Here is a 23,233-nt window from a genome sequence, read left to right on the forward strand (position 1 = left end):
TTTGTCTTTTCCGGCATCGCACACCTCGCCGCTGTGGTAGCGAGCGTGCCCGGCGATACCATCCCTTCCAGCAAATCAATGGCAAAAAAAATCCACCCCGCAGGGTGGATTGATCACAGTGGACACTGACTCAGTCGCCGTAGTACTCGCAACCACTGGTGCAAGTCTCATGGATACGTACCTTGGACAACTCCGGCAGCAAGGGTTTGACCTGATCCCATATCCACTTGGCGATGACTTCACTGGTAGGGTTTTCCAGGCCAGGGATATCGTTCAGGTAGTTGTGGTCCAGTTGCTCGTACAGCGGCTTGAAGATTGCCTTGATCTCGGAAAAGTCACGAATCCAGCCCGTGTGTGGGTCCAGTGGGCCGGTCAGGTGCAGGGCAACCTTGAACGAGTGGCCGTGCAATCGCCCACACTTGTGTCCTTCAGGGACGTGCGGAAGGCGGTGTGCCGACTCGAAGGTGAACTCTTTGAAAATTTCCACGTTGTCTCAACTCTGAAAGCCTATGCTGGTAGGCAGTTTACCAGTACGGTCGTTACAAAGGTTGCAGTTGCGCGTGCAGCCTGCCGGTTTCTATCAGCTCGAGAAGCTCATCACCCAATCGTCGACTTTCGGACATCGCTTTGTGCCAGTAACGTTGACGACTGCTCGCATCACCCATGAAACGTTTAAAGTCACTGCGATCAGGCAGTTTGCCGTAGGGCAGGGCCGCGAGGTATTGAGCTGAGGGCGCAAGCAGCAAAACGTTGCGCAAACGTTGCCCATCTCCTCGCCGCCATGGCAGAGCTTTGTCGAACCAGCCTGGAATCACTTTGTCGGTGAAGTGTGGATACAACACGATGTCATCGCCCTGATACGGCAAGTCCAAGTGGTAATCCAGCAGGCCTCCATCACGGTAAGTTCCCGAGCCTACACCGGGGATGTCACGCACACCTTCCATTACCATAGGTATCGATCCAGAGGCGAGTAGCGCGTGGCGCAGGTTGATGGCATCCAGCGGCAAGCAGCGCGATGGAAAATCGGTCAATGGCTGCAAAGGCGGCATGCTTCGGGCGTCGTGGAGAATGATCCGCTCGAAATGCTTGGCCAATCGAGGCCGTCCGATCAAGTTGTCGGCGATCACCGAAGACAGGCCCATTCCCAAGCGTGCACGGTGATCATGTGCCAATAGACCATGGCTCTTGACCACCATGATGTTGAGGCGGTAATCCGGGCTTTCGAGGACTTGTCTGTCACGTCCCTGCAGCAGCTCATCGAGCATGCCTCGGCAACTGCGGCTGACCTCGGCCTGGGTTACACCTTTGGCAAAGTCTTGCTCGGTGTAAAGCTGTCCCAGGCGCTGTAGCGCCTCGGCTGGGTTGGGCAGGCAGGCGCTGGCGAAGCGCCAGGAGCCGATGGATGCACCAATCAACGCGCGCTCACGGGGGGCACTGGGCAGCCACTGGCCGAACAGTGCCAGATCCAGGCCCTGGATCCCGAGCGCCTTTGGGCCGCCCGCTGCGCCGGGTAGCACACCCACATCGGCTGCTTGGAGTCCGCACTCACCGATGCGCCGCAAGGCCTGACTGCCTGCCTTGAGGGTCAGCGCCGGATACTTGATATGGATTGCGCTCATTCGAGTCTCGCTTTCTGGAGCCGGCAATTATAGAGAACGGCGGTCCTGTTGTGGGCCAGGGGTGCGCTATCATGTCGCCAGTCGTTTTCAGCTTCAATTAAGTTCGGTTGGTTAATCTAGTCCTCGTAGAAACAATTCTGATCTCAACGGAGAGAACTCATGAAAACTTTGACTGCCCTGTTCGCCACCGCTGCCCTTGCTCTTAGTGCCAACGTTGCCCTGGCTAAAGACGTACAGCCTGATGAAGTGGTGAAGCTGGTTCAGGCCAAGACCATCATGTCGCTAGACGAGCTGAAAGCTAAAGCCGTTGCCAAGCATCCAGGTGCGACCGTTACCGATTCGGAGCTGGAAGACGAGTACGGCCGCTACATTTACAAGGTCGAGCTTCGCGATGCCCAGAATGTTGAATGGGACGTCGATTTTGATGCCAAGACCGGTGAAATCCTCAAGGACGCTCGAGACAACTAATGACCGTACGACTGCGATCAGCACAAACGGTTCTCGTTGCGCTGTTAGCCTTGAGCTCGCTGGCCGTAGCCCGTGATCTTGACCAGGATGAAGCCTTGAAGCTGCGGCAGCAAGGCGTAATCCTGCCACTGGAACAACTCCTCAACGACGCCCTGGGACGCTATCCCGGGGCGAAGTTGTTGGAGGCGGAACTTGAAGAGAAACACGACCGCTACGAATATGAAGTCGAGTTGTTGACCCCAGAAGGCGTGGTGCGTGAGATCAAACTCAATGCATCCAATGGAATGTTGCTCAAAGACGAGGAAGATGATTGATGCGCCTTTTACTGGTCGAAGACAATGTCCCATTAGCGGACGAATTGATCCAAGGCCTGCAGCGTCAAGGCTATGCAGTCGACTGGTTGGCCGATGGCAGGGATGCGGTCTATCAGGGAAGCAGCGAGCCTTATGACCTGATAATTCTCGACCTCGGTCTACCAGGATTATCCGGGCTTGAAGTACTGGCACAGTGGCGCGCCGGTGGGTTGCTGACGCCTGTGCTGATCCTCACCGCTCGCAGTTCCTGGGCTGAGCGCATCGAGGGCTTGAAAGCCGGTGCAGACGACTACCTGAGCAAGCCGTTTCATCCTGAAGAACTGATGCTGCGGGTTCAATCGTTACTTCGCCGCGCGCGTGGCCTGGCCAACCAGTCAACCCTGGAAGCTGCCGGCCTGCAACTGGATGAAGGACGCCAGTGTGTGACGCGCGACGGAGTCGATATCCAGCTTACGGCCGCAGAATTTCGGCTTTTGCGTTATTTCATGCTGCATCCGCAGCAAATTCTTTCCAAAAGCCATCTGGCAGAGCACCTGTATGACGGTGAGACCGAGCGCGACTCCAATGTGCTGGAGGTCCACGTCAACCACTTGCGTAGAAAACTTGGCCGTGACGTGATTGAAACACGACGGGGTCAAGGCTATCGCTATGCAGGGAGCGCCGGGTGAAATCGATTCAGGCGCGTCTGAGCCTTGGCTTGATTGCGGTACTGGTGCTGGTAGGCCTGGCGCTGGCGCAGTTGAGCCTGTGGTTGTTCGAGGTAGGGCTGCAGCGATACCTGGAGACGGGATTGCGCAAAGAGAGCGAGAACCTGCTCATCGCGATGGTGCAAGGGCAATCTGGCCTTGAGCTGGATGAGCGGCGTATATCTTCGGCCTACAAACGACCGTTTTCCGGCTATTACTTTCGCATCGACTTTGACGGCAAGAGTTGGCGCTCCCGTTCACTTTGGGACCTCGATATGCCTGCGCCGGCCAAAAGCGGGCTGCACACAGACCTGGAGTTGGGGCCCGAAAACCAGCAGTTGTTGGTGTTGCGCAGCGACTACCGACGCTTCGGCCAGGCGATCGCAATCAGCGTTGCCCAAGACTACACCCCGGTGCGCGATCAGTTTCGGCGCATGAAGCAGATCGGCCTAGGAATGGGGCTGGTTGCGCTGATCCTGGTGTTGATCCTGCAGCGCATTACTGTCACACGATCGCTGCGTCCACTCGAACGCGTACGCGTGCAGATTGCTCAGTTGCAGCAAGGCAAGCGCTCTCAGCTCGACACACAGGTGCCCAGCGAGCTCGAACCCTTGGTCGCGCAGATCAACCATCTGCTGGCCCATACCGAAGACAGTCTGCGTCGATCACGTAATGCCTTGGGCAATCTTGGCCACGCACTGAAGACACCGTTGGCGGTGCTCTTGAGTCTGGCCTCCAGCGAGCAACTCAAGGATGCACCGCAGGTACGCGTGCAATTGCGCGAACAACTGCAGCAGATCCAGCAGCGCCTTAGCCGTGAGCTCAATCGTGCGCGGCTCGCGGGTGATGCGTTGCCGGGTGCGCAATTTGATTGCGATGCCGAGCTGCCAGGGCTGCTTTCGACCCTGAGTATGATCCATGGCCACGGTTTGCAGCTGAGTCAGCAGGTACGTCCCGGTCTAGTGCTGCCGTGGGATCGCGAAGACTTGCTCGAACTGCTCGGAAACTTGCTCGACAACGCCTGCAAGTGGGCCGACAGCGAAGTACGTTTGAGCATCGAGGAGCAACCGGGTCGGTACCTGCTTGTTGTCGACGATGATGGGCCTGGAATACCTGTGTCGGAGCGCGAGCAAGTTCTCGAGCGTGGAACCCGGCTTGATGAACAGATCGATGGTCATGGCCTGGGCCTGGGCATCGTGCGCGACATCGTCGAAGTCTGGAGTGGGCACATGACCCTGCAAGACAGTCCCTTGGGAGGCTTGCGTGTCAACATAGAACTACCAGCGAGGGCGGAGCACTAGGGCAACGTAGTTACACGAAAATGGCCATTGCGATCTCTTTTTGGCCAACCACACACTGTAAACCGGCAAAACGCTCAGCAAGAATCTGAAGGCCAAACTTGGGGGAAACAATCCATGGCCACACTTAAACGTATACTTGCTGTCGGCGCCGGAGCTTTGACGCTGTTAGCCGGCACCGTGAATGCTGAAGTGCGAGAGTTGAGGGTGTACAACTGGGCTGACTATATCTTGCCATCGGTGCCCAAGGACTTTGCTGCCAAGTCGGGTATCAAGGTCACCTGGGATACCTTCGATACCAACGAATCCCTGGAAGCCAAGCTGCTTACCGGCAATTCGGGCTACGATCTGGTCGTGCCTTCCAATCAGTTTCTCGATACCCAAATAAAGGCCGGCGTCTTTCAGAAGCTGGACAAGAGCAAGTTGCCCAACTGGAGTCATCAGGACCCGGTATTGCTCAAGCTGCTCGACAGTAATGATCCGGGCAACCAGTACGGCGTCCCCTATATGTACGGCACGGTGTTGATTGGTTTCAATCCAGCCAAGGTCAAGGCTGCGTTGGGTGAACAGGCGCCAGTGGACAGCTGGGACTTGGTATTCAAGCCGGAGAACATGCAGAAGCTCAAATCCTGTGGGGTGGCAATGCTTGATTCACCTTCGGAGATTTTGCCGCTTGCGTTGCACTACCTCGGACTGAATCCCAACAGCCAAAACCCTGAGGACTACGAAAAGGCCAAGGCCTTGATGCTCAAGGTTCGTCCTTATGTCACCTATTTCAATTCTGCCAAATACATGACCGACATCGCCAATGGCGATATCTGCGTGGCCATCGGCTATTCCGGAAGCTTCTACCAGTTTGGCAACCGCGCTAAAGAGGCAGGTAATGGCGTCGTGGTCGACTGGCGTTTGCCCAAAGAAGGTGCGCCAATCTGGTTCGACACGTTCGCGATTCCCAAAAGTGCGAAAAACGTGGCTGAGGCCCATGAATTCCTCAACAATCTGATGGATCCGAACGTCATTGCCCCGATCAGCGATTTCCTCGGCTATCCCAATGCCAACAAAGATTCGTTGGCGCTGATAAACCCCGAGATCACCGGCAACCCCAACCTGACGCCCACCGCGCAAGCACTGACAAAGCTGTATGTAGTGCAACCGCTGCCACAGAAGCTTGAGCGTGTACGCACGCGTGTCTGGACCAGCATCAAGTCGGACAAGTAGCCTTGGCTGCCTGCGTGCATGGCGCCAGCACTGGGCACGGCACGCAGGATCACGTCAGGGTCAGGCTCAACATTACCGGTAGAGTCAGCGCTGCCAGCAAGGTTTGCAAGGCAATGATGTTGGCCATCAGTGGAGCGTTGCCGCCCATCTGTCTGGCCATTACATAGGACGACGACGCGGTCGGTAGTGCCTGAAACAGTATGGCGACGATTGCCGCTTGGCCACTAAGCCCGAACAGCCGGCACACGCCGTAGGTGATTAATGGCAGGACCACGAACTTGAACAACGAGGCGGCCACTAGCGGGCGCGGACCAAGCCCTTGCGCGCTGCTGCCCAGTGCTGCCCCCACGCATAGTAAACCCAGTGGCAACGCAGCCTGACCGAGCGCCTTGATGGTCGGTTCGATACCCGCTGGAAGGCCGATACCGGTGACTCTCAGGGCAATACCGGCGGCGCACCCGACAATCAGCGGGTTGCTGAAAATTGCCTTGATGACGCTGGCGGGCGAGCTACGTATACCGCTGTAACGTGCAAATACCATCACGCACAGGATGTTGACCGTTGGCACGATGGCAGCATTCGCCACTGCTGCCAGAGCGATACCGCCGGTGCCATAAATTCCGGCGGCCAATGTTGCACCGATGTAGTTGTTAAACCGCACGCCACCCTGGAAAACCGATGTAAAGCTGGCACCATCGTCAGCCACCACGCTCTTGCACAGCACCAGCAGGCTCCCGCCAATCAGGGTCGAAAGCAACAGCACAGTTACCATGTCGAGCACTGGCAGCCCGCCAAGATCAGCAGTAGCCAGGCCATGGGTGAACAACGCGGGTAACAATACGAAATAGCTCAGGCGTTCGGCGGCGGGCCAGAATGCTTCGCCGAGAAACCCGTGGCTCCTCAGTGCACGCCCCAGTGCGATCAGCAAGGCGATAGGCACGATGGTGGCGAGGATCAGGTTCAGCATCAGGCGATTTCCCTATGTTGGCGCAAGGTGGACTTCAAAACTGCGGTCAGGTGGCGCCGACGACTACTGGCATGTGCAAGGTAAAGTGGGGGGAAGTCCAGATTTCGACGTAGGGCGGTATTGTTTCGGTTGTGATCGCGGCATCGACGTGGTGGGAGCGCTCATCATGGTGGATGATCAGCGCTGATTGAAAGCGCTAGCCTTCGACTGTCCGTAAGCCTGGGTGATCCGGTCGATCACCATGGCCAGCGCAACTATCGCCAACCCTGCCTCGACACCTTTGCCCACATTCAACGTTTGAATACCTGCCAGTACATCTTCACCCAAGCCACGCGCACCGATCATCGAAGCGACCACGACCATCGACAGCGCCATCATCACTGACTGGTTGAGCCCGGCCATGATGCTTGGCATGGCCAGCGGCAACATGACCCGTCGCAATCGTTGCCAGCGACTGGCTCCAAGTCCTTGAGCCGCCCGAGTGAGGGATGGGTCGATTTGCGAAAGACCCAGCTCGGTCAGGCGTATCAAAGGTGGCAGCGCATAGATCAGGGTGGCGAAGATCGCCGGCACCTTGCCCAGACCAAATAACATCAGCACCGGGATCAGATAGACGAAGCTTGGCAGCGTCTGCATGACATCGAGTACTGGCATCATCAACTGGCGCGCGCGCGGGCGACTGGCCAGCAATATGCCCAGTGGTACACCGATGAGGATGCACAGGCCTGTGCTCACCACGATCAGGGCGCAGGTTTGCAGGAGCTTGTCCCACAAACCGATAACGCCGATCAGAAACAGCAAGCCGGTGAGCACCAGGGCACGGACAAAGCTGCGGCTGGCGTGCCAAGTAAGCAGTGCGACGATCAGCAGTAGTAACCACCAAGGCGTCGCGCGCAGCAGGTTTTCCAAGCCGACCAGCAATTGCAGAAGACCGTCGGAAACGCTGCGCAACTGGTCGCCGTAGCTCAGGACCAGCCAGTCGACAAATCGGTTAACACTGTCAGCGAAGGAGAAATGCAGGGATTGCGGGAAACCTCCATTCACAGGCTAGCCTCGACTTTCCTGGCTATGTCATCGGGTAACCAGGCTTTCCAGATTGCGGGCTGATCACGCATGAATTTTACCGCGGCTTCGTTGGCTGATTCGCGCTTTTCGCTCATTTGCGCCAAGGTTTTGTTCAGAGTGTGGATAGGCAGATCGACCTTGGCGAAAAATTCGACTAGCTCGGGATAGTCTTTACGAAAGGGTGCCGAGACGCCGATCGAGAGCTTCGCAGGCAGCGAGCGACTGCCTTGGGGGCTTGAGTTGCTGGGGTCGGTCAGGGTTTTCCAGGCCTCTTCGTTGAACGCTGGTTCTTCCAGGCGCACCAGCGAAAATCGTCCCATGAGTGGCGTAGGCGACCAGTAGTAGAACAACACCGGTTTGCCGCGACGGATAGCCGAGGTGATTTCGGCATCCAGGGCAGCGCCGGAACCGCTGCGAAAGTTCACGTAGTCGTTTTCCAGCCCATAGGCCTTGAGCTTCTGGCTGTTGACGGTTTCGGAGGTCCATCCACTGGGGCTATTGAGAAAGCGGCCCTTTTCAGGTGTCTCGGGATCGCTGAACACCGACCTATACTGCTTGAGCTCGTTTACCGAGCGCAGTCCTGGTGCCAGAGGTTTGATATTGCGTGCGGGGTCACCCTTGATTACATATTCAGGCACGTACCATCCCTCATCGGCGTTCTTCACCGTGTCGCCGATGGCAAACACCTGGCCGGCTTGCTCGGCCTTGATCCACGCCGGGCTGCGACCTGCCCATTCTTCGGCGATCACCTGGATATCGTTGCGGGCCAGCGCCACCTCCATGCTGACAGTGCTGCCAGGAAGGGTATCGGTGTCGTAGCCATAACCTTTCTCGACGATCAGGCGCAGGATTTCCGTGGTCAGGCTACCGCTTTCCCAGGTGATGTCGCCAAAGTGGATGGTCTTCTTCGACTCGCTGGCTGTAGCACTGCCGGTACCGGTCAGGTCAAAGGCGAACAGCAGGCCGGCCAGTAGCGTCACAATTTTCTTCATGGGGCCTCGTCGTAGGCAGTTGCATGGATTCGGGAAAGTGTAGACGACGAGGTCGGACCTACCGGCGAAGAGCCTTTGCACCGGGAATGTCTTCAATCTGGATGGGATGCTTGGGGCGGGCAAGCATGTATCTCGGTATGCCCGGTCAGGGCATGGAGATAGAACGTTTAAAGGTGAGCCCATGAGCCTTGATGTGAACTTTGTTTACTACCGCAACTTCCGCTTTGATGGAAAGTTCCACGTGCGCTGTATCGGCAGTGGCCTGGATAAAGTGAAAAGCATCCGTTATGAACTGGAAAAGGTCGGGACCGATGGTCCGGTGACGATCGACGCCAAGTCTGTGTATTCCCAGGCCCACAGTGGTGCGATGGGTGATTATGGCTGTCCTGCCACGCTCCACGCCGAGATAGCGAAAGGCACTTACAGCATCAGACCGCGAGTCAGGATCAAGGACGGTGTAACCGATGTGCCTGTTGATGAGCACCACTCGCTGCTCATGGAGCCCTTGGTCATTGTTATCAATGAAGGGGAGTTGAGCAGAGGCATTCTCGATACGGTGCCGTTGGCGGCTGGCAACAGTAGGCGTAAAAGGTCGGTGGTGGAGGGGCAGGGCAACGAACTGGCGAATGAGGCGCGGGAGGTGGAGGATCCGCTGGGTGAATCGCTGCACCCGTTTCCCTTTGTGGCGCCAGGCATGTCCTATCCGACGTTGCTGCTCAAGTTCTTCGAGGGAGGGCTGGAGCGTTTTCTGGCAGAGCTTGAACCCGACTCAGGTTCCGATCTTGTGCGCCTCTGGCCATCGCTCAAAGACGTCATTGATCCTCGCCCACTTCTAGACCCACAGGAGCGTTCCGACGACAAGCTGGCCGTGCTCAGCCTTTACTGCTATCTGGAACAGCCGTCGAGCATGCTCAATGAAACCTATGTTGCGTTGATCCAGACCTTGGAAGCACTTGAATATCTTGAGTCTCTTCAATTCGTCGCGCCTGAAGTCGAGTCGGCGGTGGTTGTCGCGGGTGCCGCGGCAATACTGGCGACCTTGCTCACAGGTGCAGCGGTGGTGGCCGGTAATGATGCCTATGAGGAGGCCCGGCCAACGCCTGATTTCGAAGCGTTGCAGACTTACCTGGATGAACCTGGCATCAGATACAAGGGCATGAATGTGCGCAAGGCATGGGCCCGTCAGGTAACCGGAAAAGGGGCAAGGGTGCACTTTTCAGATGGTGGCTTGTTTCCAGATCACGAGGATCTCAAGGGCAATCCCAATCTCAGGATCATCACGCAACAGCCCAACGATGATCCCGGTCATGGCACCAAATCAGTGGGAATCCTGTTGGCTACCCCCGATTCGCGCGGGATGACCGGTATCTGCCATGCCAGCGAGCTGTACCTCTACAACAATCGTGCGCAGGACCACGCATCTCGTGTGCGAACACCGAAGGATCTTCTGCGTTACGTCGAGCCCGGAGACATCGTGGCCATCAATCGGCAGTCGGCGAACGTGAATGTGTTGTCGACATTCCTGCCATCACTGCAGGAGCGCGATTGGTGGGATATGGCCCAAGCCCTGACCGAACGCGGGGCCGTAGTGGTTTTCGCGGCAGGCAATGGCAGTTCGAAAAGCCTGGCCGATAAGGGTACGACGGCGCACTACGGGGTCAACCTTGCAGATTGGCGCTACTTTGATAACCACGGAGACGCCGAGGCGATCGTGGTGGGGGCGTGCCAGTCTTGGGATGGCAAACCCCATCAGTATTCGAACTTCAGGTACCCGTATCGAATGCTCAACTCCTGGGGGGACAGTGTGGTAACCCTAGGGGGTGGTGATCTGCAGGACAAGTCTGGCGATGACAGGGATTACACCGCCCATTACGCTGGAACCTCGAGCGCCACGCCCTTGGTCACCGGCGCATTGAGCTTGATCCAGTCCTATGCGATGGAACAGCACCATATCTATCTGAACGCCGATCAGATGCATTTGTTGGTCATGCAGGCAGGCTACAGGGATGCCACCTTGCCTCACTCGGACGTTGCACCAATGGGGGCAAGGCCCGACGTGCACGGCACATTGGTCCTGCTCGATAAAATCCTGGGTGGTGGCAGGTTCCACCCGCCCAGGGATGAGCTCTGAAGAGGCTCAGACGCGGAACTGATCCATGAGCCCTTGCTGTTGGTTGGCCAGGCTATTGAGTGACTGGCTGACTCGCGCCGATTCATTGGCCTGGTTGGAGAGCGATTCAGTCACGTCGCGGATGGTCGCGACGTTGCTGTTGATTTCCTCGGCGACTGCGCTTTGTTCTTCGGCGGCGCTGGCAATCTGTAGATTCATGTCACTGATCACAGTCACCGCATTGCCGATTTGCTGCAGTGCGGTAACTGCCTGGCTGACTTGCTCAACGCTGCCTTGAGCTTGGCGATGGCTGTTGTCCATGGCGCCAACCACTTCACGGGTACCGGCCTGCAGTTCTTCAATCACCTGACGCGTTTCTTCTACCGACTCCTGAGTACGGCGGGCCAGGTTGCGTACTTCATCGGCGACCACCGCAAATCCACGGCCTGCCTCGCCGGCACGAGCAGCCTCGATGGCGGCATTGAGGGCCAGCAGATTGGTCTGTTCGGCGATGGAGCGGATGACTTCCAGCACCGAGCCGATTTTGTCACTGTTTTCGGCCAGACCCTCAACTTGCGCCATAGCGGTGCTCATGTTGGCTGCCAGGGTATCGATACTGCTGGTGGTGCGATCGATTACCGAAAGGCCCTGCTGAGTTGCCTGGTCGGCTTCGCGCGCCGCCTGAGCGGCCTGGGCGGCACTGCGCGCAACATCCTGTGCGGTGGCGCTCATCTCATGGGAGGCGGTGGCCACCTGATCCACCTGGCGATATTGCTGCTCCATGCCTGCACTGGTCTGGCTGGCGATGGCAGAGGACTGGTCGGCAGTGTCACGGGCTGCCTGAACCGAGCGTTTGACCTCGGCGATGGTTGGCTGCAGTTTGTCGAGGAAGCGGTTAAACCAACCTGCCAGCTCACCCAATTCGTCTTTTTTGTCGTACTGCAGCCGACGGGTAAGGTCACCTTCACCGCTGGCGATGTCTTTGAGCATGGCTGCTACGCCAAGGATCGGGCGGGTTACTCCTTTGGCCATTAGCCAGATCAGCAGCAGGCCTACCACGGCAGCCAGGGCGCCCAGGCCCAACTCGAGAAGGGTGCCGCTGGTGTTGCTGTTGTCGAGCTCCTGCTTCAAGGCTTCAGCTGGGCCAGTCAGGGCGCTTTCTGGCACGTCCAGCAGAACCCCCCAGGACTTGCTCCCTGGAATAGGGGAGAAGGATGCCAGGACTTTGAGGCGGTCTTTATGATGAAGAATGTTGAGTGCCTTGCTGTCTGCCAACAGGCGGATCAGTTCGGCACCGCTCTCGGTGTCGACCTGGTCGTAGCGCTGGGCTAGCTTCTTGGGGGCCGGGCTGTGACCGGCGAGCAAGCCCACAGGGCTGAGAATGCTTACCTGAGTCTGGCCCTGGTAGAGATTGCTGCTGGCTTGCTGGCTCATGGCCTGCAAGCTGTTGAGGTTGATGTCGATGGACAGCGTGGCGACCACCTTGTCGGCCACCATCAATGGAAACACGATGCTGGTCATCAGCACCTGCTGGCCGGCAATCTCATAGAAATAGGGTTCGATGACGCACGTCTTGCGAGTTGTGCGTGGGCATACCGACCAAGTGTTGGCCGGCTCGCCGCTCGGGCCGATGCTGGTATCGGCCATGTCCTTTTCCGGTAGGGCCATGGACGTCAGCTGGCCTGGAGTCGGTTGCGACCAGTACAGGGCAAAGCGGCCTTGTTCGTTGCTGCCCAGTTGCGCCTGGTTGGCGAACAGTTCGTCTTTGTTGTCCAGTGCATTGGGCTCAAACACCAGCGACAAGCCGAGCAGGTCGGGATTGGCCTGCAGCGCGGCGCGCACCTGGCGGGTAAGGTCTTCGCGCAGATCAAAGGCGTCGAGAAAACGCTTTTCGGCCTGCTCGCGCAGAAACAGCACCTGGCGGGAGAAACCGGCACCGTACTGGTAGGCATCCATGAACTGTCGACGAATGTTCAAGGCCTGGACTTCGCCTTGGGATTCGATGCGTCCCTGAGCGGCTTCGGTAAGCATTTGCATGCTGCTGGTCTTGACCAGCTCCGAGCTGTGCTCCATGCGGTACAACGAAAGGCCAACCAGCAGAGTAACGATGCTGGCGAGGCACAAACCGGCCAGCAGGGTAATTTTCCACTGAATGGAAAGTTGTCTGAACGACATGGCGAAGTCCTTTGATCCAAAAAAGATTGGGGCTGCCAACGTTATCGGCGGACAAGCTCCCTTCTTTATTCAAACGGTCAATTTAGATGCGTCGTTTTCGTTCATTCCTACGACAACATTCGACTTTCGAACTTTGACAAGCGCAGGGGCCTGCTTCAGAGTGTGCGCCCTCCATAAAAAATACCGTCGTTCGGCCACTGCTCCAGGGCAGTTTGTCGCCGAATCGGTCGCTTTTTGTCTGGTTTCTAGAGGTCACAGGAATGAATGCAGTAATTGCCGCGGTCGGCATCATGCTGATCTTGAGTCTGTCCCGCGTGCATGTGGTGATCGCCCTGATCGTCGGTGCGCTGGCGGGCGGATTGGTGGGCGGCCTGGGTATTGAAGGAACGCTCAAGGCGTTCAACGGTGGCTTGGGTGGTGGTGCCACGGTTGCCTTGTCCTATGCCTTGCTCGGCGCCTTTGCTGTGGCAATTGCCAAATCCGGCATGGCCCATGCCCTGGCTGACCGTATTCTGGCGATGGTGGGGCAGCAAGGCCATGCCAACACTGGCAAGGTCAAATGGTTGCTGATCGGTCTGTTGTTGGTAGTGGCGATTTCCTCGCAGAACATTCTGCCCATCCACATTGCCTTTATTCCATTGCTGGTCCCGCCATTGCTGTATGTGCTGACCAAACTGCAGATCGACCGGCGCTTGGTCGCTTGTGTGATGACGTTTGGCCTGATCACGCCCTACATGTTCTTGCCGGTGGGTTTTGGCAATATCTTTCTCAACGAGATCCTGCTGGCCAACGTCAGTCGCAGCGGCGTGGATGTCAGCGCGGTGAATGTGACACACGCCATGGCTATTCCTGCAGCGGGTATGCTTTTTGGCCTGCTGGTGGCGGTGCTTTTCAGCTATCGCAAGAAACGTGTCTATGACCTGGAAAAAATCGAGCAGGTCGAGCAGGTGGCGGTGCGCTACAACCCGATGACCCTGCTGGTTGCCAGCGTTGCCATTGGCGCGGCGTTCATCATTCAGCTGTGGCTGGACTCGATGATTATCGGCGCGATGGCCGGCTTTCTGATTTTCTCGGTGTCAGGCATCGTGCGTTGGAAGGAAACCGACGACCTGTTTACCGAGGGGATGAAAATGATGGCCATGATCGGCTTCATCATGATCGCCGCCTCCGGCTTTGCTGAAGTCATGAAGGCCACCGGCGAGGTTAACAGCCTGGTCGAAACTTCTGCGGTGTGGATCAATCACAGCAAAGGTATCGGCGCACTGTTAATGCTGCTGGTGGGCTTGCTGGTGACCATGGGCATTGGCTCGTCGTTTTCGACCGTGCCGATTCTCGCCGCGATCTTTGTGCCGCTGTGTGTTCAGTTGGGTTTCGATCCGGTTGCGACCGTATGCATTGTCGGCACCGCGGGTGCACTGGGCGATGCAGGTTCGCCGGCCTCGGACTCGACACTCGGCCCGACTTCCGGTTTGAATGTGGATGGCCAGCATCATCACATCTGGGATACCGTGGTGCCGACCTTCATCCATTACAACCTGCCATTGCTGGCATTTGGCTGGCTGGCAGCTATGACGCTGTAACTTCAGTCAACTGGGGTTGAGCGCAAGGCTCAACCCCGTGCAGGCGGTAGTGAGATACGGTTCAGCAGCATGCTGCCGTCTTTGTTGCGGGTCAGGTACACCGGCAGTACTTTGGGTAAATTGCTGACCAGGCGCTTGATCTGGGTGGTGTCGTAGATTCCACTGATACGAATGCGGCCTGTACTCTCATCGGCCAGTTTCAAGGGCTGATCCAGGTAGCGATTGATCTGCGGCAGGGCCTGGGCCAGGCTCAGGTTGTCGAGAATCAGTTTGCCATTGCGCCAGGCCAGGCTGGTGTCATTGTCGTAGGTCTGGTTCAAGCGCGGCTCGTAGTCCCCGTACTTGTAGCGTGCCTGCATCCCAGGGCCCAGGCGATACCCCCCTTTGGGGTCGCTGACGTCACTGCTGACCAGCACCGAGCCTTCGACCAGGGTGACTTTGACTTGGTCCTCATACTTCCACACATTGAACTGGGTTCCGGTCACCCGAGTCTGACCTTGGGCTGCGTGCACCACGAAAGGGTGCTGGCTGTCGTGCTTGACTTTGAAGAAAGCCTCGCCTTTTACCAGGGTGACCCGGCGCTCATCTTTGTAGTTGGTAAAGCGCAACTCGCTCCCCAGGTTCAACTCCACCTGACTGCCGTCAGGCAGTACGACATGGCTGATGGCGTTGCTGCTTTCCAGGTACTGATAGTTGTTCGGTAACCAGCCTTGCTCCCAGCCGATCCAGGCGCCTGCCGGCAACGCCGCCAACACGATGGCTGCGGCCGCAGCATAATGGCGCCATACAGTGGGGCGACGACGATGGGGAAGGGCAATGACATTGCCAGGTGTCGCAGTGCGCGGCAGATTGTCGGAGATCTCCCAGATCTCCAGCATTGCCTGGTATTCCTGGGCATGCAGCGGGTTGGCGGCCAACCAGTGCTCAAACGCTAGCCGTTCGGCTGCGGTGCAGTCGGGTGCTTGCAGGCGCAGGCACCAATGCGCGGCGGCATCGGTGATGGCATCGTGTTCGTCGCCATTGTGGCTGGTGTGGTTCATCAAGGCTCCCGGTTTTGCCTATTCTACCCTTGCAGCCTAGGCGGCGAGAACCCGAGATAATGGCGAATGACTATCAGTTGTAGGATTTTCATCCGCCGTTGCTCGTAAAAGAACTGAGTTCTCAGTCATACCCGACTTGAAGGCCGGGTTTGACGAGAGATCCTGGACGACCAACGGTAGCTGTTCAGCTTCAGAACTGTTCGGCTGCGAGGCTGAACAGCGAGTGGCTACCCGCGCGAATGCTGGCGTGGAGCGACAGTGTACGTGGCAGCAGCCGGGCGAAGTAGAAGGCGCTGGTGGCACGTTTGGCCGTATAGAAGCGTGGGTCCTGGGGCAGGCTCTCTTGCGCGACAGCATCCATGCGCGCCCACATGTAGGCATAGGCTACGTAACCGAACACCTGAAGGTACTCGACCGAGGCTGAGCCCACTGCGTTGGCATCACTGTGAGCCTGCTCGCACAACCATTGACTAAGGCTTTCCAGCTCACTTGCTGCCTTGAGCAGTGGTTCGCGATAGACCGTTTGGGTTGCACAGAAACGGCGAATTTCATCGGTGAACTCGGCCAGCGCTTTACCGCCATCTGCAACAACCTTGCGGCCGAGTAGGTCCAGCGCCTGAATCCCATTGGTACCTTCGTAGATCTGGGCGATACGTACATCGCGCACCAATTGCTCCTGGCCCCATTCGCGAATGTAGCCGTGGCCGCCGAACACCTGCTGGCCAAGCACGCAACTTTCCAGGCCATTATCGGTGAAGAAGGCCTTCGCCACAGGTGTCAACAAGGCTACCTGACGCTGAGCACGCGCGCGCTCATCGGCATCTTCGGCGTACTTGGCAATATCCAACTGCTGACCGACATACGTCGCAAAGGCCCGCCCACCCTCGGTCAGGGCGCGTATGGTCAGGAGCATGCGTCGAACATCGGGGTGAACGATAATGGGGTCGGCAACCTTGTCGCGTAACTGCGCTCCGGTAGCGGCGCGGCTTTGCAGGCGGTCCTGAGCGTAACGTGCGGCGTTCTGATAAGACGCTTGTGCACAACCGATACCTTGAATACCGATAGACAGTCGCTCGTAGTTCATCATGGTGAACATGGCCGCCAGGCCACGGTTCGCTTCCCCAATCAAATAGCCGGTAGCTGCGTCGAAGTTCATCACGCAGGTGGCTGAGGCCTTGATGCCCATTTTGTGTTCAAGGGAGCCGCAATGCACCGGATTGCGGGGCCCCAGGCTACCGTCGGTGTTGACCAGGAACTTGGGAACCAGAAATAGCGAAATACCCTTGGGGCCGGCCGGTGCGTCCGGCAGTTTAGCCAGCACCAGGTGGATGATGTTCTCGGTCAGGTCCTGTTCGCCGCCGGTAATGAAAATCTTGGTGCCGCTGATTCGATAGCTGCCATCGGCTTCAGGTTCGGCCTTGGTGCGGATGATTCCCAGGTCCGTGCCGGCATGCGGTTCGGTCAGGCACATGGTGCCTGCCCATTGGCCGCTGTAGAGGGGGGGCAGATAAGTGGCCTTGAGTGCTTCACTGGCGTGGGCGTCCAACGCCAGGCAGCTACCGGCACTGAGCGCCGAGTACAGGCTGAAACTGCAGTTGGCGGCGTAGAGCATTTCCTCGAACTGCACCGCGAGCATCTTCGGCATGCCCAGACCGCCATACTCGGGGTTGCCGGCAAGGCCGACCCAACCGCCTTCGCGGTAGGTTTGCCAGGCTTGGGCAAATCCGTCTGGCGTACTCACCTGGCCTGCGTCGAAGGCGACGCCTTGTTCATCGCCGCTTCGGTTGAGTGGGGCAATCAGTTGTGCGGTGATTTTTGCCGCTTCTTCAAGAATTGCATCGGCAGTATCGGCATCCACGCGCTCGGCCAGGGCCGGCAGGCGCGCCCACAGGGCCGGGCCCTGGAACACTTCGTGAAGGACAAAGCGCATGTCGCGCAAGGGGGCGTTGAATTCAGGCATGCGGGTTCTCGCTGTCAAAGAGGTCAGAGCGCTTTGGCCCAATCGCGCAACAGGTATTTCTGGATCTTGCCGGTAGAGGTTTTCGGCAGCTCACTGAAGACCACTGTCTTGGGCAATTTGAATCCGGCCAGGTGCTCACGGCAGAAACTGACGATCTCCGCTTCACGGGTTTGTTCGAAACCAACCTTCAGGGTGACGAAGGCGCAGGGGGTTTCACCCCACTTTTCGTCCGGACGGGCGACCACGGCGGCTTCGAGGATTGCCGGGTGTTTGTACAGGGTGTCTTCGACTTCAATGGTGGAGATGTTTTCGCCGCCAGAGATGATGATGTCTTTGAGCCGGTCCTTGATCTCGACATAGCCATCGGCATGCCAGACTGCCAGGTCGCCGGTATGGAACCAGCCGCCGCGAAAGGCCTCAGCGGTAGCCTCAGGATTTTTCAGGTAGCCTTTCATTACGGTGTTGCCGCGCATGAAGATTTCACCCAGGGTGTTGCCGTCGCGCTGCACCGGTTCCAGTGTTTGCGGGTCCGCGACCATCAGGCCTTCAAGGGTCGGGTAGCGTACACCCTGGCGCGATTTGATCCGTGCGCGTTCCGCCAGCGGATGCTCATCCCATTCGGCGTGCCAGGCACAAACGGTGACGGGGCCATAGACTTCGGTGAGGCCGTAAACGTGTGTCACCTTGATGCCCATCTCTTCCACTGCACCAATAACCTTGGCTGGCGGAGCCGCACCGGCGACCATGGCATTGACCGGGTGATCGATCGCCGCCTTGGCAGACTCGGGCATGTTGATCAGGGCATTGAGTACGATGGGTGCACCGCACAGGTGAGTGACCTGATGCTCGCGAATCAGGGTGAGGATTTTCTGTGGGTCGACGCGACGCAAAAAAACGTGGGTACCGGCCAGGGCGGTAACGGTCCAGGGATAGCACCAGCCGTTGCAATGGAACATCGGCAGAGTCCATAGATAAACCGGATGGTTGCCCATGGCCCAGGTCATCTGATTGCCCAGGGAATTGAGGTAGGCGCCACGATGGTGATAGACCACACCCTTGGGATTGCCCGTCGTTCCCGAGGTATAGTTCAACGAAATCGCCTGCCATTCGTCCTCGGGCCATAGCCAGACAAACGCCGGATCGCCCTCGGCGAGAAACGCTTCGTAGTCCAGATCACTGACTGCCTGGCCTTCACCGTATTCTGGATCATCCACATCAACCACTAGTGGCGGATGTTCCATCAGCGCCAGGGCGCCGGCGATCACCTTGTGGAACTCGCGGTCGGTGATCAGAACCTTCGCCTCGCCATGCTCAAGCATGAAAGCAATGGCTTCGGCGTCCAGGCGCACGTTGAGGGCATTGAGCACTGCGCCGATCATCGGCACACCGAAGTGCGCTTCGAGCATCGCCGGAATGTTGGGCAGCATCACTGCCACAGTGTCGCCTTGACCGATCCCGCGCCCGGCCAGAGCGCTTGCCAGGCGGCGGGAACGTGCGTAGGTCTGTTGCCAGTTGCGTCGGATGGCGCCATGTATCACCGCAGGGTACTGGCCGTAGACCGCTGCCGTACGCTCGATAAAACTCAAGGGGGTGAGGGCTTGATGATTGACAGGGGCGGGCGCCAGGCCCTGGGAGAAAATTGACATGAATTGTTCCTGTGCAGGGGGCGCCCATTTGGCGTACTGCAACCCCCGGTGGCTGATTGTTAGCTCTGATCAGGTGTCGTGAAGGGTATCCCTTCGGCGTCGTATTATTACGCGGAGTTCTATGGTACTTGGAAGATAGACTATAGCAATATGGTAGAAGTACTATATCGAATCCCAGTGGCTATCCTTTGAGCATGCCTATGCCTATTCTGCTTGCCAGCGATCCACAACCCAGCGTGCTTCTAGATGCCTCTGCCGCATTGCTGGCAGTCAATCCGGCACTCCAAGCCATGCTCGGACCGTGGCCAGAACGTGCTGTTGATTACTGGTTGCCGGCCAACTATCAGGCGTTGGTGTCTGCGTGTTTGAACCAGGCACGAGCAATCAGTGAGGTGGAAGCGCTGGTGGCTGGGCAGATTCTGCTCTGGACCTTTGTTCCCGATTGCGAAACGGGCCAGGTGTTGGCGCGCTGCCGTGATGCCACGGCTGAGCGTGTGGCGGAGCGTGAGGCCAGCCAGGCACGTCGCTTGTATCGTTTGATTACTGAAAACACGACTGACTTGATATCCCGGCACAGCCCCGATGGCTGCTTCCTCGATGCCTCACCGGCATCCTACCGTTTGCTCGGCTACTGGCCTGAGCAACTGCGCGGCGTCGCGGTGCAGTCGCTGTTTCATCCCCAGGACCGTCGGCAATCGCTGCAACTGGCTGCCCAGGCGCTGGAACAGGATGGTTATCAAACCATGACCTGCCGGGTGCGCCACCGTGATGGCCATGACTTGTGGTTCGAGATAGCCAGCCGGGCGATTCGCGAGACCTACACCGGCGTAGTGGTAGAAATTGTCAGCGTGTCTCGGGACATCACCTCACGTATCGAAGCGCAAGAGAACCGTCGGCGTCTGGCGCAGGTGGTGGAAGCCAATACCGACCTAGTGCTGTTTACCGACCGCACTGGCCGACTCAGCTACCTCAACCGCTCGGCGCGGCGTGCCCTGGGACTGCAAGACGTCGATCCGTTGCCTTCATTGCAAGCATTGCTGGACCCCGGCCTGCAACATCAACTGGCGCGCGAAGGCTGGCAGCGTGCCGAACAAACCGGCGTGTGGCATGCCGAGACACGCTTGATCCCGTGGCAGGGGGGACAAGTGTTCCCGGTGTCACTGGTGTTGCTGGCGCATCGTGGAAACGGTGGCGAGCGGTACTATTCACTGGTGGCCCGTGACATGACCGAGCGTGAGCTGCGTGAAAGCCAGCAGCGTCGTCATCAGGATGAACTGGCCCATAGTGCGCGGCTGATTACCTTGGGTGAATTGGCGTCGGGCATTGCCCATGAAATCAATCAGCCACTGGCAGCGGTGGTCAATTATGCCGGCGCCAGCCAGCGTTACCTGCAGGCCCTGGACCGTGATCCGCAGGCGGCAACTCGAGTGGCGCAAGGGCTGACTCGTATCAGCGAGCAGGCGACCCATGCTGCTGAAGTGATCAAGCGTCTGCGGGCATTTCTGCGTAAAGAACCTCGGCGTCTGCAGGCGCTGGCGATTGCCGATGTCGCCGCAGACGCCGTTCGGCTGTGTGACTGGGAGGCGAGCCGGGACCGGGTGAGCATTGTCCAGGACATGGCTGATCCGTTACCACAGGTGTATGCCGACCGGGTATTGCTCGAGCAGGTCTTGCTCAATCTGCTGCGCAACGCCCTGGATGCCAACCGCGAGCAACATCAAGGCCAGCCCTCGCGTATCGTGCTTGGCGCAGCGCTGGTTGGCGGACAGGTACAGGTGCTGGTCAGCGATCAGGGACCGGGTGTCGCGGCGCAGCGACTGGACGGTATTTTCACCCCCTTCACCACCAGCAAGCCTGAAGGCCTGGGGCTTGGATTAAGCATGAGTCGCAGTATTATCGAAGGTTTCGGCGGCACCCTGCAGGCGATGCCGGGGGCCGCGGGCGGCCTGACCTTGTGCTGCCAATTGGTGCCTGTGGCCAGCGCAGGAACAGAGGAGGCGTGATGCAGCAACCGAAAGTCTATGTGGTCGACGATGACCAGGGCATGCTCGACTCGACAGTCTGGCTCCTGGAGTCATTGGGGATACAGGCGTTGCCCTTTACCAGTGGCCAGGCGTTCCTGGAAGCCTGCGACGGCTATGTACCGGCCTGTGTTCTGCTTGATGTGAGAATGCCGGGAATGGGCGGGCTGAGCGTCCAGGAGGCCTTGCGCGCACGTAACTTCGATCTGCCGGTGATCTTTCTGAGTGGCCACGCCGATGTTCCGATTGTGGTCCGGGCATTCAAGGCTGGAGCCTGTGACTTCATCGAAAAGCCCTATAACGAACAACTGTTGCTGGATGCAGTTCAGGCTGCGTTGGAGCTTTCCAATCAGGCGCTGGCGGGTAGTGGCCCCATCGCCTCGGTGCAAGCCCGAATCGATAGCCTTACCCCACGCGAGCGAGATGTGTTCGTGCCGTTGGTTCAGGGCTTCAGCAATCGCGAGATCGCCGAGCAGCTTGAGGTCAGTGTGAAGACGGTGGACCTGTATCGAGCGCGAGTCATGAAGCGTATGCAGGCCGAACACCTGCCTGCACTGGTGGGCATGGCCATCGCTTGTGCAGTGGTACAGCCATTGAGCTTGCGCTGATCAATCGCGGGGCAAGTGTCGGCCAGTGCTGCGACGCCTTAACTTGCCCTGCGAAGGATGTTAGGAGCGGCGTCCGAGCAGCAAGCCAACCACCAGGCCGAAGCCCGCCGAAATTGCTACGGTCTGCCACGGATGACCGCCAATGTAGTCTTGGGTGGCATCGACCACCGGTTGCGCCTTGCTGCGCACGCTACCGACCGACTCGCGTGCTTGCTTGAGCTTTAGCCCGATCTGCGCGCGCAATGTTTCGGCTTCTTCGCCGACCAGTGCGGCACTGTCGTTCAGGAGTTTTTCCGATTCTTCGATCAAGGCCTGCAGTTCGCTGAAAGCCTGATCCTTGATTTGCTCGGCGTTGGCTTGCACGGGAGTTTTCCTGGCCATTTACACTTCCTCGTCAATTGATGGGCGTTGAGCAATGGATACCGACCGGCGCCGAAAGTTGCAGCGTTTTGGCGGGGGCCTGCGGCTACAGTGTAAGATAGTGCCTATTTTTCAGCGGCAGGACACCCCTCATGAGTTTCAATCTGGCCAACAAGAGCTTCGCCGAACGGGCGCAGATCGAGGACGAAAAAGCGCGACTGTTCGAACTCTGGCAAACCAACCTCGGTAAAGCCAAGGCAGAAGCCGCCCGCCTGATTGCGGAAAAGCCACGACGCAAGGGCAAATGGGCTGAATGGGTACGTGCCGAACTCGATGGCATGTCGCCACCCGAATTCGCCAACATGGTGCGCAGTGAAGTCAACAAGCTGATGGCTGCAGCCAAGTAACAGCAGGCCGCGTCACTAGGCAGAGGCGCATCAGGCGACGGAAATCGAGGGTCAGCGGCACCGTATTATCGGCAAGCAATTGGGGCTTCAGTGTGACAAGTGCACGATGACGTTGAAAGCTGCGGACAGAATGAACGATACTGTTTCTCATTAACGTCTGATCATCGTTCCCAAGGCCTTTCGAATCTTTCCATGTTGACGTCTCCCGTGTCCGGGCTGCTTGCCAGTTTCCAGGAACATTACGATGACCTGCTGCAGTTTCTGACCCGGCGCATGAGTGATCGTCAGCGTGCGGCCGACGTTGCCCAGGAAACCTACCTCAAGCTGGTAAAGATCGAGCAACAGGACTTGCCGGTGTTGCATGCGCGTCGCTTCATCTTCCGTGTGGCAGGCAACCTTGCTATTGATACGTTGCGACGCGAGCAGCGTTTGGCCGGCAGCCTGGACGACGTCGACGCGGTGCGCCAACTGCCATGCCCGGCGCCAGTGCCGGAGGCCGCCTTGCTCGCCCGTGAACGCCTCGAACAATTGGACGAAGCGTTACTGCAGCTTTCGCCCAATGCCCGCCAGGCACTGTTGCTCAACCGTGTAGAAGGATTGACCCAGGCGCAGATTGCACAACAACTGGGCGTTTCCGAAAGCATGGTGGCAAAATACATCGGCCAGGCCCTGCGCCATTGCCGTGACTGGCTCAAACAC

At 58.1% G+C, this 23,233-nt stretch carries 20 protein-coding genes and 2 pseudogenes; 11 read left to right on the forward strand and 11 right to left on the reverse strand.

Going from position 1 to position 23,233, the window contains the following annotated elements; translation table 11 throughout:
• Positions 1-130: 130 nt before the first annotated feature.
• Both queD and V0R60_RS17025 read right to left on the reverse strand, forming a co-directional pair.
• Complete coding sequence (queD, locus tag V0R60_RS17020; RefSeq protein WP_010226613.1) at positions 131-487, reverse strand: 6-carboxytetrahydropterin synthase QueD; 357 nt, start codon at positions 485-487, stop codon at positions 131-133.
• 52 nt (positions 488-539) lie between these two features.
• A complete protein-coding gene (locus V0R60_RS17025; RefSeq protein ID WP_330080284.1) occupies positions 540-1,619 on the reverse strand; it encodes a patatin-like phospholipase family protein in 1,080 nt (359 codons plus the stop codon).
• 159 nt (positions 1,620-1,778) lie between these two features.
• Here V0R60_RS17025 and V0R60_RS17030 point away from each other — a divergent pair, with 159 nt between their 5' ends.
• The 5 genes from V0R60_RS17030 to V0R60_RS17050 all read left to right on the forward strand — a co-directional run bounded on the left by V0R60_RS17030 (position 1,779) and on the right by V0R60_RS17050 (position 5,603).
• The gene (locus V0R60_RS17030) at positions 1,779-2,087 is read left to right on the forward strand and encodes a PepSY domain-containing protein (RefSeq protein WP_136477238.1); all 309 of its coding nucleotides are present in this window, start codon (positions 1,779-1,781) and stop codon (positions 2,085-2,087) included.
• On the forward strand, positions 2,087-2,401 hold the full coding sequence (locus tag V0R60_RS17035) for a PepSY domain-containing protein (protein ID WP_136477237.1): 315 nt from the start codon (positions 2,087-2,089) through the stop codon (positions 2,399-2,401). The genes V0R60_RS17030 and V0R60_RS17035 overlap by 1 nt, the downstream gene beginning before the upstream one ends.
• Positions 2,401-3,069, forward strand: coding sequence for a response regulator transcription factor (locus V0R60_RS17040; RefSeq protein WP_203481656.1), 669 nt, complete (start codon positions 2,401-2,403; stop codon positions 3,067-3,069). The genes V0R60_RS17035 and V0R60_RS17040 overlap by 1 nt, the downstream gene beginning before the upstream one ends.
• Positions 3,066-4,388: a sensor histidine kinase gene (locus V0R60_RS17045; protein WP_330080285.1), complete on the forward strand. Its 1,323-nt coding sequence runs from the start codon at positions 3,066-3,068 to the stop codon at positions 4,386-4,388. The genes V0R60_RS17040 and V0R60_RS17045 overlap by 4 nt, the downstream gene beginning before the upstream one ends.
• Before the next feature lie 114 nt (positions 4,389-4,502).
• A complete protein-coding gene (locus V0R60_RS17050; protein ID WP_330080286.1) occupies positions 4,503-5,603 on the forward strand; it encodes a polyamine ABC transporter substrate-binding protein in 1,101 nt (366 codons plus the stop codon).
• Positions 5,604-5,652: 49 nt separating this feature from the next.
• On the opposite strand, the gene V0R60_RS17055 is transcribed toward V0R60_RS17050, so the two are convergent.
• From V0R60_RS17055 to V0R60_RS17065, 3 genes are all read right to left on the reverse strand, one after another.
• Positions 5,653-6,570, reverse strand: coding sequence for an AEC family transporter (locus V0R60_RS17055; protein ID WP_136477233.1), 918 nt, complete (start codon positions 6,568-6,570; stop codon positions 5,653-5,655).
• Positions 6,571-6,747: 177 nt separating this feature from the next.
• Positions 6,748-7,614 (reverse strand): ABC transporter permease, encoded by an 867-nt coding sequence (locus tag V0R60_RS17060; RefSeq protein ID WP_136477232.1) that lies wholly within the window; start codon positions 7,612-7,614, stop codon positions 6,748-6,750.
• Positions 7,611-8,627, reverse strand: a complete 1,017-nt coding sequence (locus V0R60_RS17065; RefSeq protein ID WP_136477231.1) for an ABC transporter substrate-binding protein — start codon at positions 8,625-8,627, stop codon at positions 7,611-7,613. The genes V0R60_RS17060 and V0R60_RS17065 overlap by 4 nt, the downstream gene beginning before the upstream one ends.
• 181 nt (positions 8,628-8,808) lie before the next feature.
• On the opposite strand from V0R60_RS17065, the gene V0R60_RS17070 reads away from it, so the two are divergent.
• On the forward strand, positions 8,809-10,758 hold the full coding sequence (locus V0R60_RS17070) for a S8 family serine peptidase (RefSeq protein ID WP_330080287.1): 1,950 nt from the start codon (positions 8,809-8,811) through the stop codon (positions 10,756-10,758).
• Between the two features lie 6 nt (positions 10,759-10,764).
• Here the strand turns inward: V0R60_RS17070 and V0R60_RS27040 are convergent, their stop codons facing one another.
• Both V0R60_RS27040 and V0R60_RS27045 read right to left on the reverse strand, forming a co-directional pair.
• Positions 10,765-11,520 (reverse strand): methyl-accepting chemotaxis protein, encoded by a 756-nt coding sequence (locus V0R60_RS27040; RefSeq protein WP_371922326.1) that lies wholly within the window; start codon positions 11,518-11,520, stop codon positions 10,765-10,767.
• 102 nt (positions 11,521-11,622) lie between these two features.
• Positions 11,623-12,912 (reverse strand): annotated as a pseudogene (locus V0R60_RS27045) (HAMP domain-containing protein); the annotation flags it as partial.
• A gap of 260 nt (positions 12,913-13,172) precedes the next feature.
• On the opposite strand from V0R60_RS27045, the gene V0R60_RS17080 reads away from it, so the two are divergent.
• Entirely contained in the window at positions 13,173-14,492 is a 1,320-nt protein-coding gene (locus tag V0R60_RS17080) for a Na+/H+ antiporter family protein (protein WP_136477228.1), read from the forward strand.
• A gap of 29 nt (positions 14,493-14,521) precedes the next feature.
• Here V0R60_RS17080 and V0R60_RS17085 read toward each other — a convergent pair whose 3' ends face one another.
• The 3 genes from V0R60_RS17085 to V0R60_RS17095 all read right to left on the reverse strand — a co-directional run bounded on the left by V0R60_RS17085 (position 14,522) and on the right by V0R60_RS17095 (position 19,138).
• Positions 14,522-15,532, reverse strand: a complete 1,011-nt coding sequence (locus V0R60_RS17085; RefSeq protein ID WP_330080288.1) for a FecR family protein — start codon at positions 15,530-15,532, stop codon at positions 14,522-14,524.
• Between the two features lie 190 nt (positions 15,533-15,722).
• On the reverse strand, positions 15,723-17,492 hold the full coding sequence (locus tag V0R60_RS17090) for an acyl-CoA dehydrogenase C-terminal domain-containing protein (protein ID WP_136477226.1): 1,770 nt from the start codon (positions 17,490-17,492) through the stop codon (positions 15,723-15,725).
• Positions 17,493-17,515: 23 nt separating this feature from the next.
• A complete protein-coding gene (locus tag V0R60_RS17095; protein WP_330080289.1) occupies positions 17,516-19,138 on the reverse strand; it encodes an acyl-CoA synthetase in 1,623 nt (540 codons plus the stop codon).
• A 200-nt stretch (positions 19,139-19,338) separates the two neighbouring features.
• Here V0R60_RS17095 and V0R60_RS17100 point away from each other — a divergent pair, with 200 nt between their 5' ends.
• Together V0R60_RS17100 and V0R60_RS17105 are read left to right on the forward strand one after the other, a co-directional pair.
• Positions 19,339-21,141: a PAS domain-containing sensor histidine kinase gene (locus tag V0R60_RS17100; RefSeq protein WP_330080290.1), complete on the forward strand. Its 1,803-nt coding sequence runs from the start codon at positions 19,339-19,341 to the stop codon at positions 21,139-21,141.
• The gene (locus V0R60_RS17105) at positions 21,141-21,767 is read left to right on the forward strand and encodes a response regulator transcription factor (protein ID WP_136477223.1); all 627 of its coding nucleotides are present in this window, start codon (positions 21,141-21,143) and stop codon (positions 21,765-21,767) included. Before V0R60_RS17100 ends, V0R60_RS17105 begins: the two co-directional genes overlap by 1 nt.
• Positions 21,768-21,827: 60 nt before the next feature.
• Here the strand turns inward: V0R60_RS17105 and V0R60_RS17110 are convergent, their stop codons facing one another.
• Positions 21,828-22,148: a DUF883 family protein gene (locus tag V0R60_RS17110; RefSeq protein WP_136477222.1), complete on the reverse strand. Its 321-nt coding sequence runs from the start codon at positions 22,146-22,148 to the stop codon at positions 21,828-21,830.
• 131 nt (positions 22,149-22,279) lie between these two features.
• Here V0R60_RS17110 and V0R60_RS17115 point away from each other — a divergent pair, with 131 nt between their 5' ends.
• Complete coding sequence (locus tag V0R60_RS17115; protein WP_136477221.1) at positions 22,280-22,534, forward strand: hypothetical protein; 255 nt, start codon at positions 22,280-22,282, stop codon at positions 22,532-22,534.
• Positions 22,535-22,726: 192 nt separating this feature from the next.
• Positions 22,727-23,233 (forward strand): annotated as a pseudogene (locus tag V0R60_RS17120) (RNA polymerase sigma factor); the annotation flags it as partial.

Source organism: Pseudomonas auratipiscis, assembly GCF_036324085.1.
Classification (GTDB): domain Bacteria; phylum Pseudomonadota; class Gammaproteobacteria; order Pseudomonadales; family Pseudomonadaceae; genus Aquipseudomonas; species Aquipseudomonas auratipiscis.

Coding starts and splice junctions, on each gene's coding strand:
- V0R60_RS17055 (WP_136477233.1), bottom strand. CDS start 6,570: ATGCTGAACCTGATCCTCGCCACCATCGTGCCTATCGCCTTGCTGATC.
- V0R60_RS17035 (WP_136477237.1), top strand. CDS start 2,087: ATGACCGTACGACTGCGATCAGCACAAACGGTTCTCGTTGCGCTGTTA.
- V0R60_RS17110 (WP_136477222.1), bottom strand. CDS start 22,148: ATGGCCAGGAAAACTCCCGTGCAAGCCAACGCCGAGCAAATCAAGGAT.
- V0R60_RS17095 (WP_330080289.1), bottom strand. CDS start 19,138: ATGTCAATTTTCTCCCAGGGCCTGGCGCCCGCCCCTGTCAATCATCAA.
- V0R60_RS17050 (WP_330080286.1), top strand. CDS start 4,503: ATGGCCACACTTAAACGTATACTTGCTGTCGGCGCCGGAGCTTTGACG.
- V0R60_RS17105 (WP_136477223.1), top strand. CDS start 21,141: ATGCAGCAACCGAAAGTCTATGTGGTCGACGATGACCAGGGCATGCTC.
- V0R60_RS17080 (WP_136477228.1), top strand. CDS start 13,173: ATGAATGCAGTAATTGCCGCGGTCGGCATCATGCTGATCTTGAGTCTG.
- V0R60_RS17085 (WP_330080288.1), bottom strand. CDS start 15,532: ATGAACCACACCAGCCACAATGGCGACGAACACGATGCCATCACCGAT.
- V0R60_RS17065 (WP_136477231.1), bottom strand. CDS start 8,627: ATGAAGAAAATTGTGACGCTACTGGCCGGCCTGCTGTTCGCCTTTGAC.
- V0R60_RS27040 (WP_371922326.1), bottom strand. CDS start 11,520: ATGGAGCAGCAATATCGCCAGGTGGATCAGGTGGCCACCGCCTCCCAT.
- V0R60_RS17115 (WP_136477221.1), top strand. CDS start 22,280: ATGAGTTTCAATCTGGCCAACAAGAGCTTCGCCGAACGGGCGCAGATC.
- V0R60_RS17040 (WP_203481656.1), top strand. CDS start 2,401: ATGCGCCTTTTACTGGTCGAAGACAATGTCCCATTAGCGGACGAATTG.
- V0R60_RS17100 (WP_330080290.1), top strand. CDS start 19,339: ATGCCTATTCTGCTTGCCAGCGATCCACAACCCAGCGTGCTTCTAGAT.
- V0R60_RS17070 (WP_330080287.1), top strand. CDS start 8,809: ATGAGCCTTGATGTGAACTTTGTTTACTACCGCAACTTCCGCTTTGAT.
- V0R60_RS17025 (WP_330080284.1), bottom strand. CDS start 1,619: ATGAGCGCAATCCATATCAAGTATCCGGCGCTGACCCTCAAGGCAGGC.
- V0R60_RS17030 (WP_136477238.1), top strand. CDS start 1,779: ATGAAAACTTTGACTGCCCTGTTCGCCACCGCTGCCCTTGCTCTTAGT.
- V0R60_RS17090 (WP_136477226.1), bottom strand. CDS start 17,492: ATGCCTGAATTCAACGCCCCCTTGCGCGACATGCGCTTTGTCCTTCAC.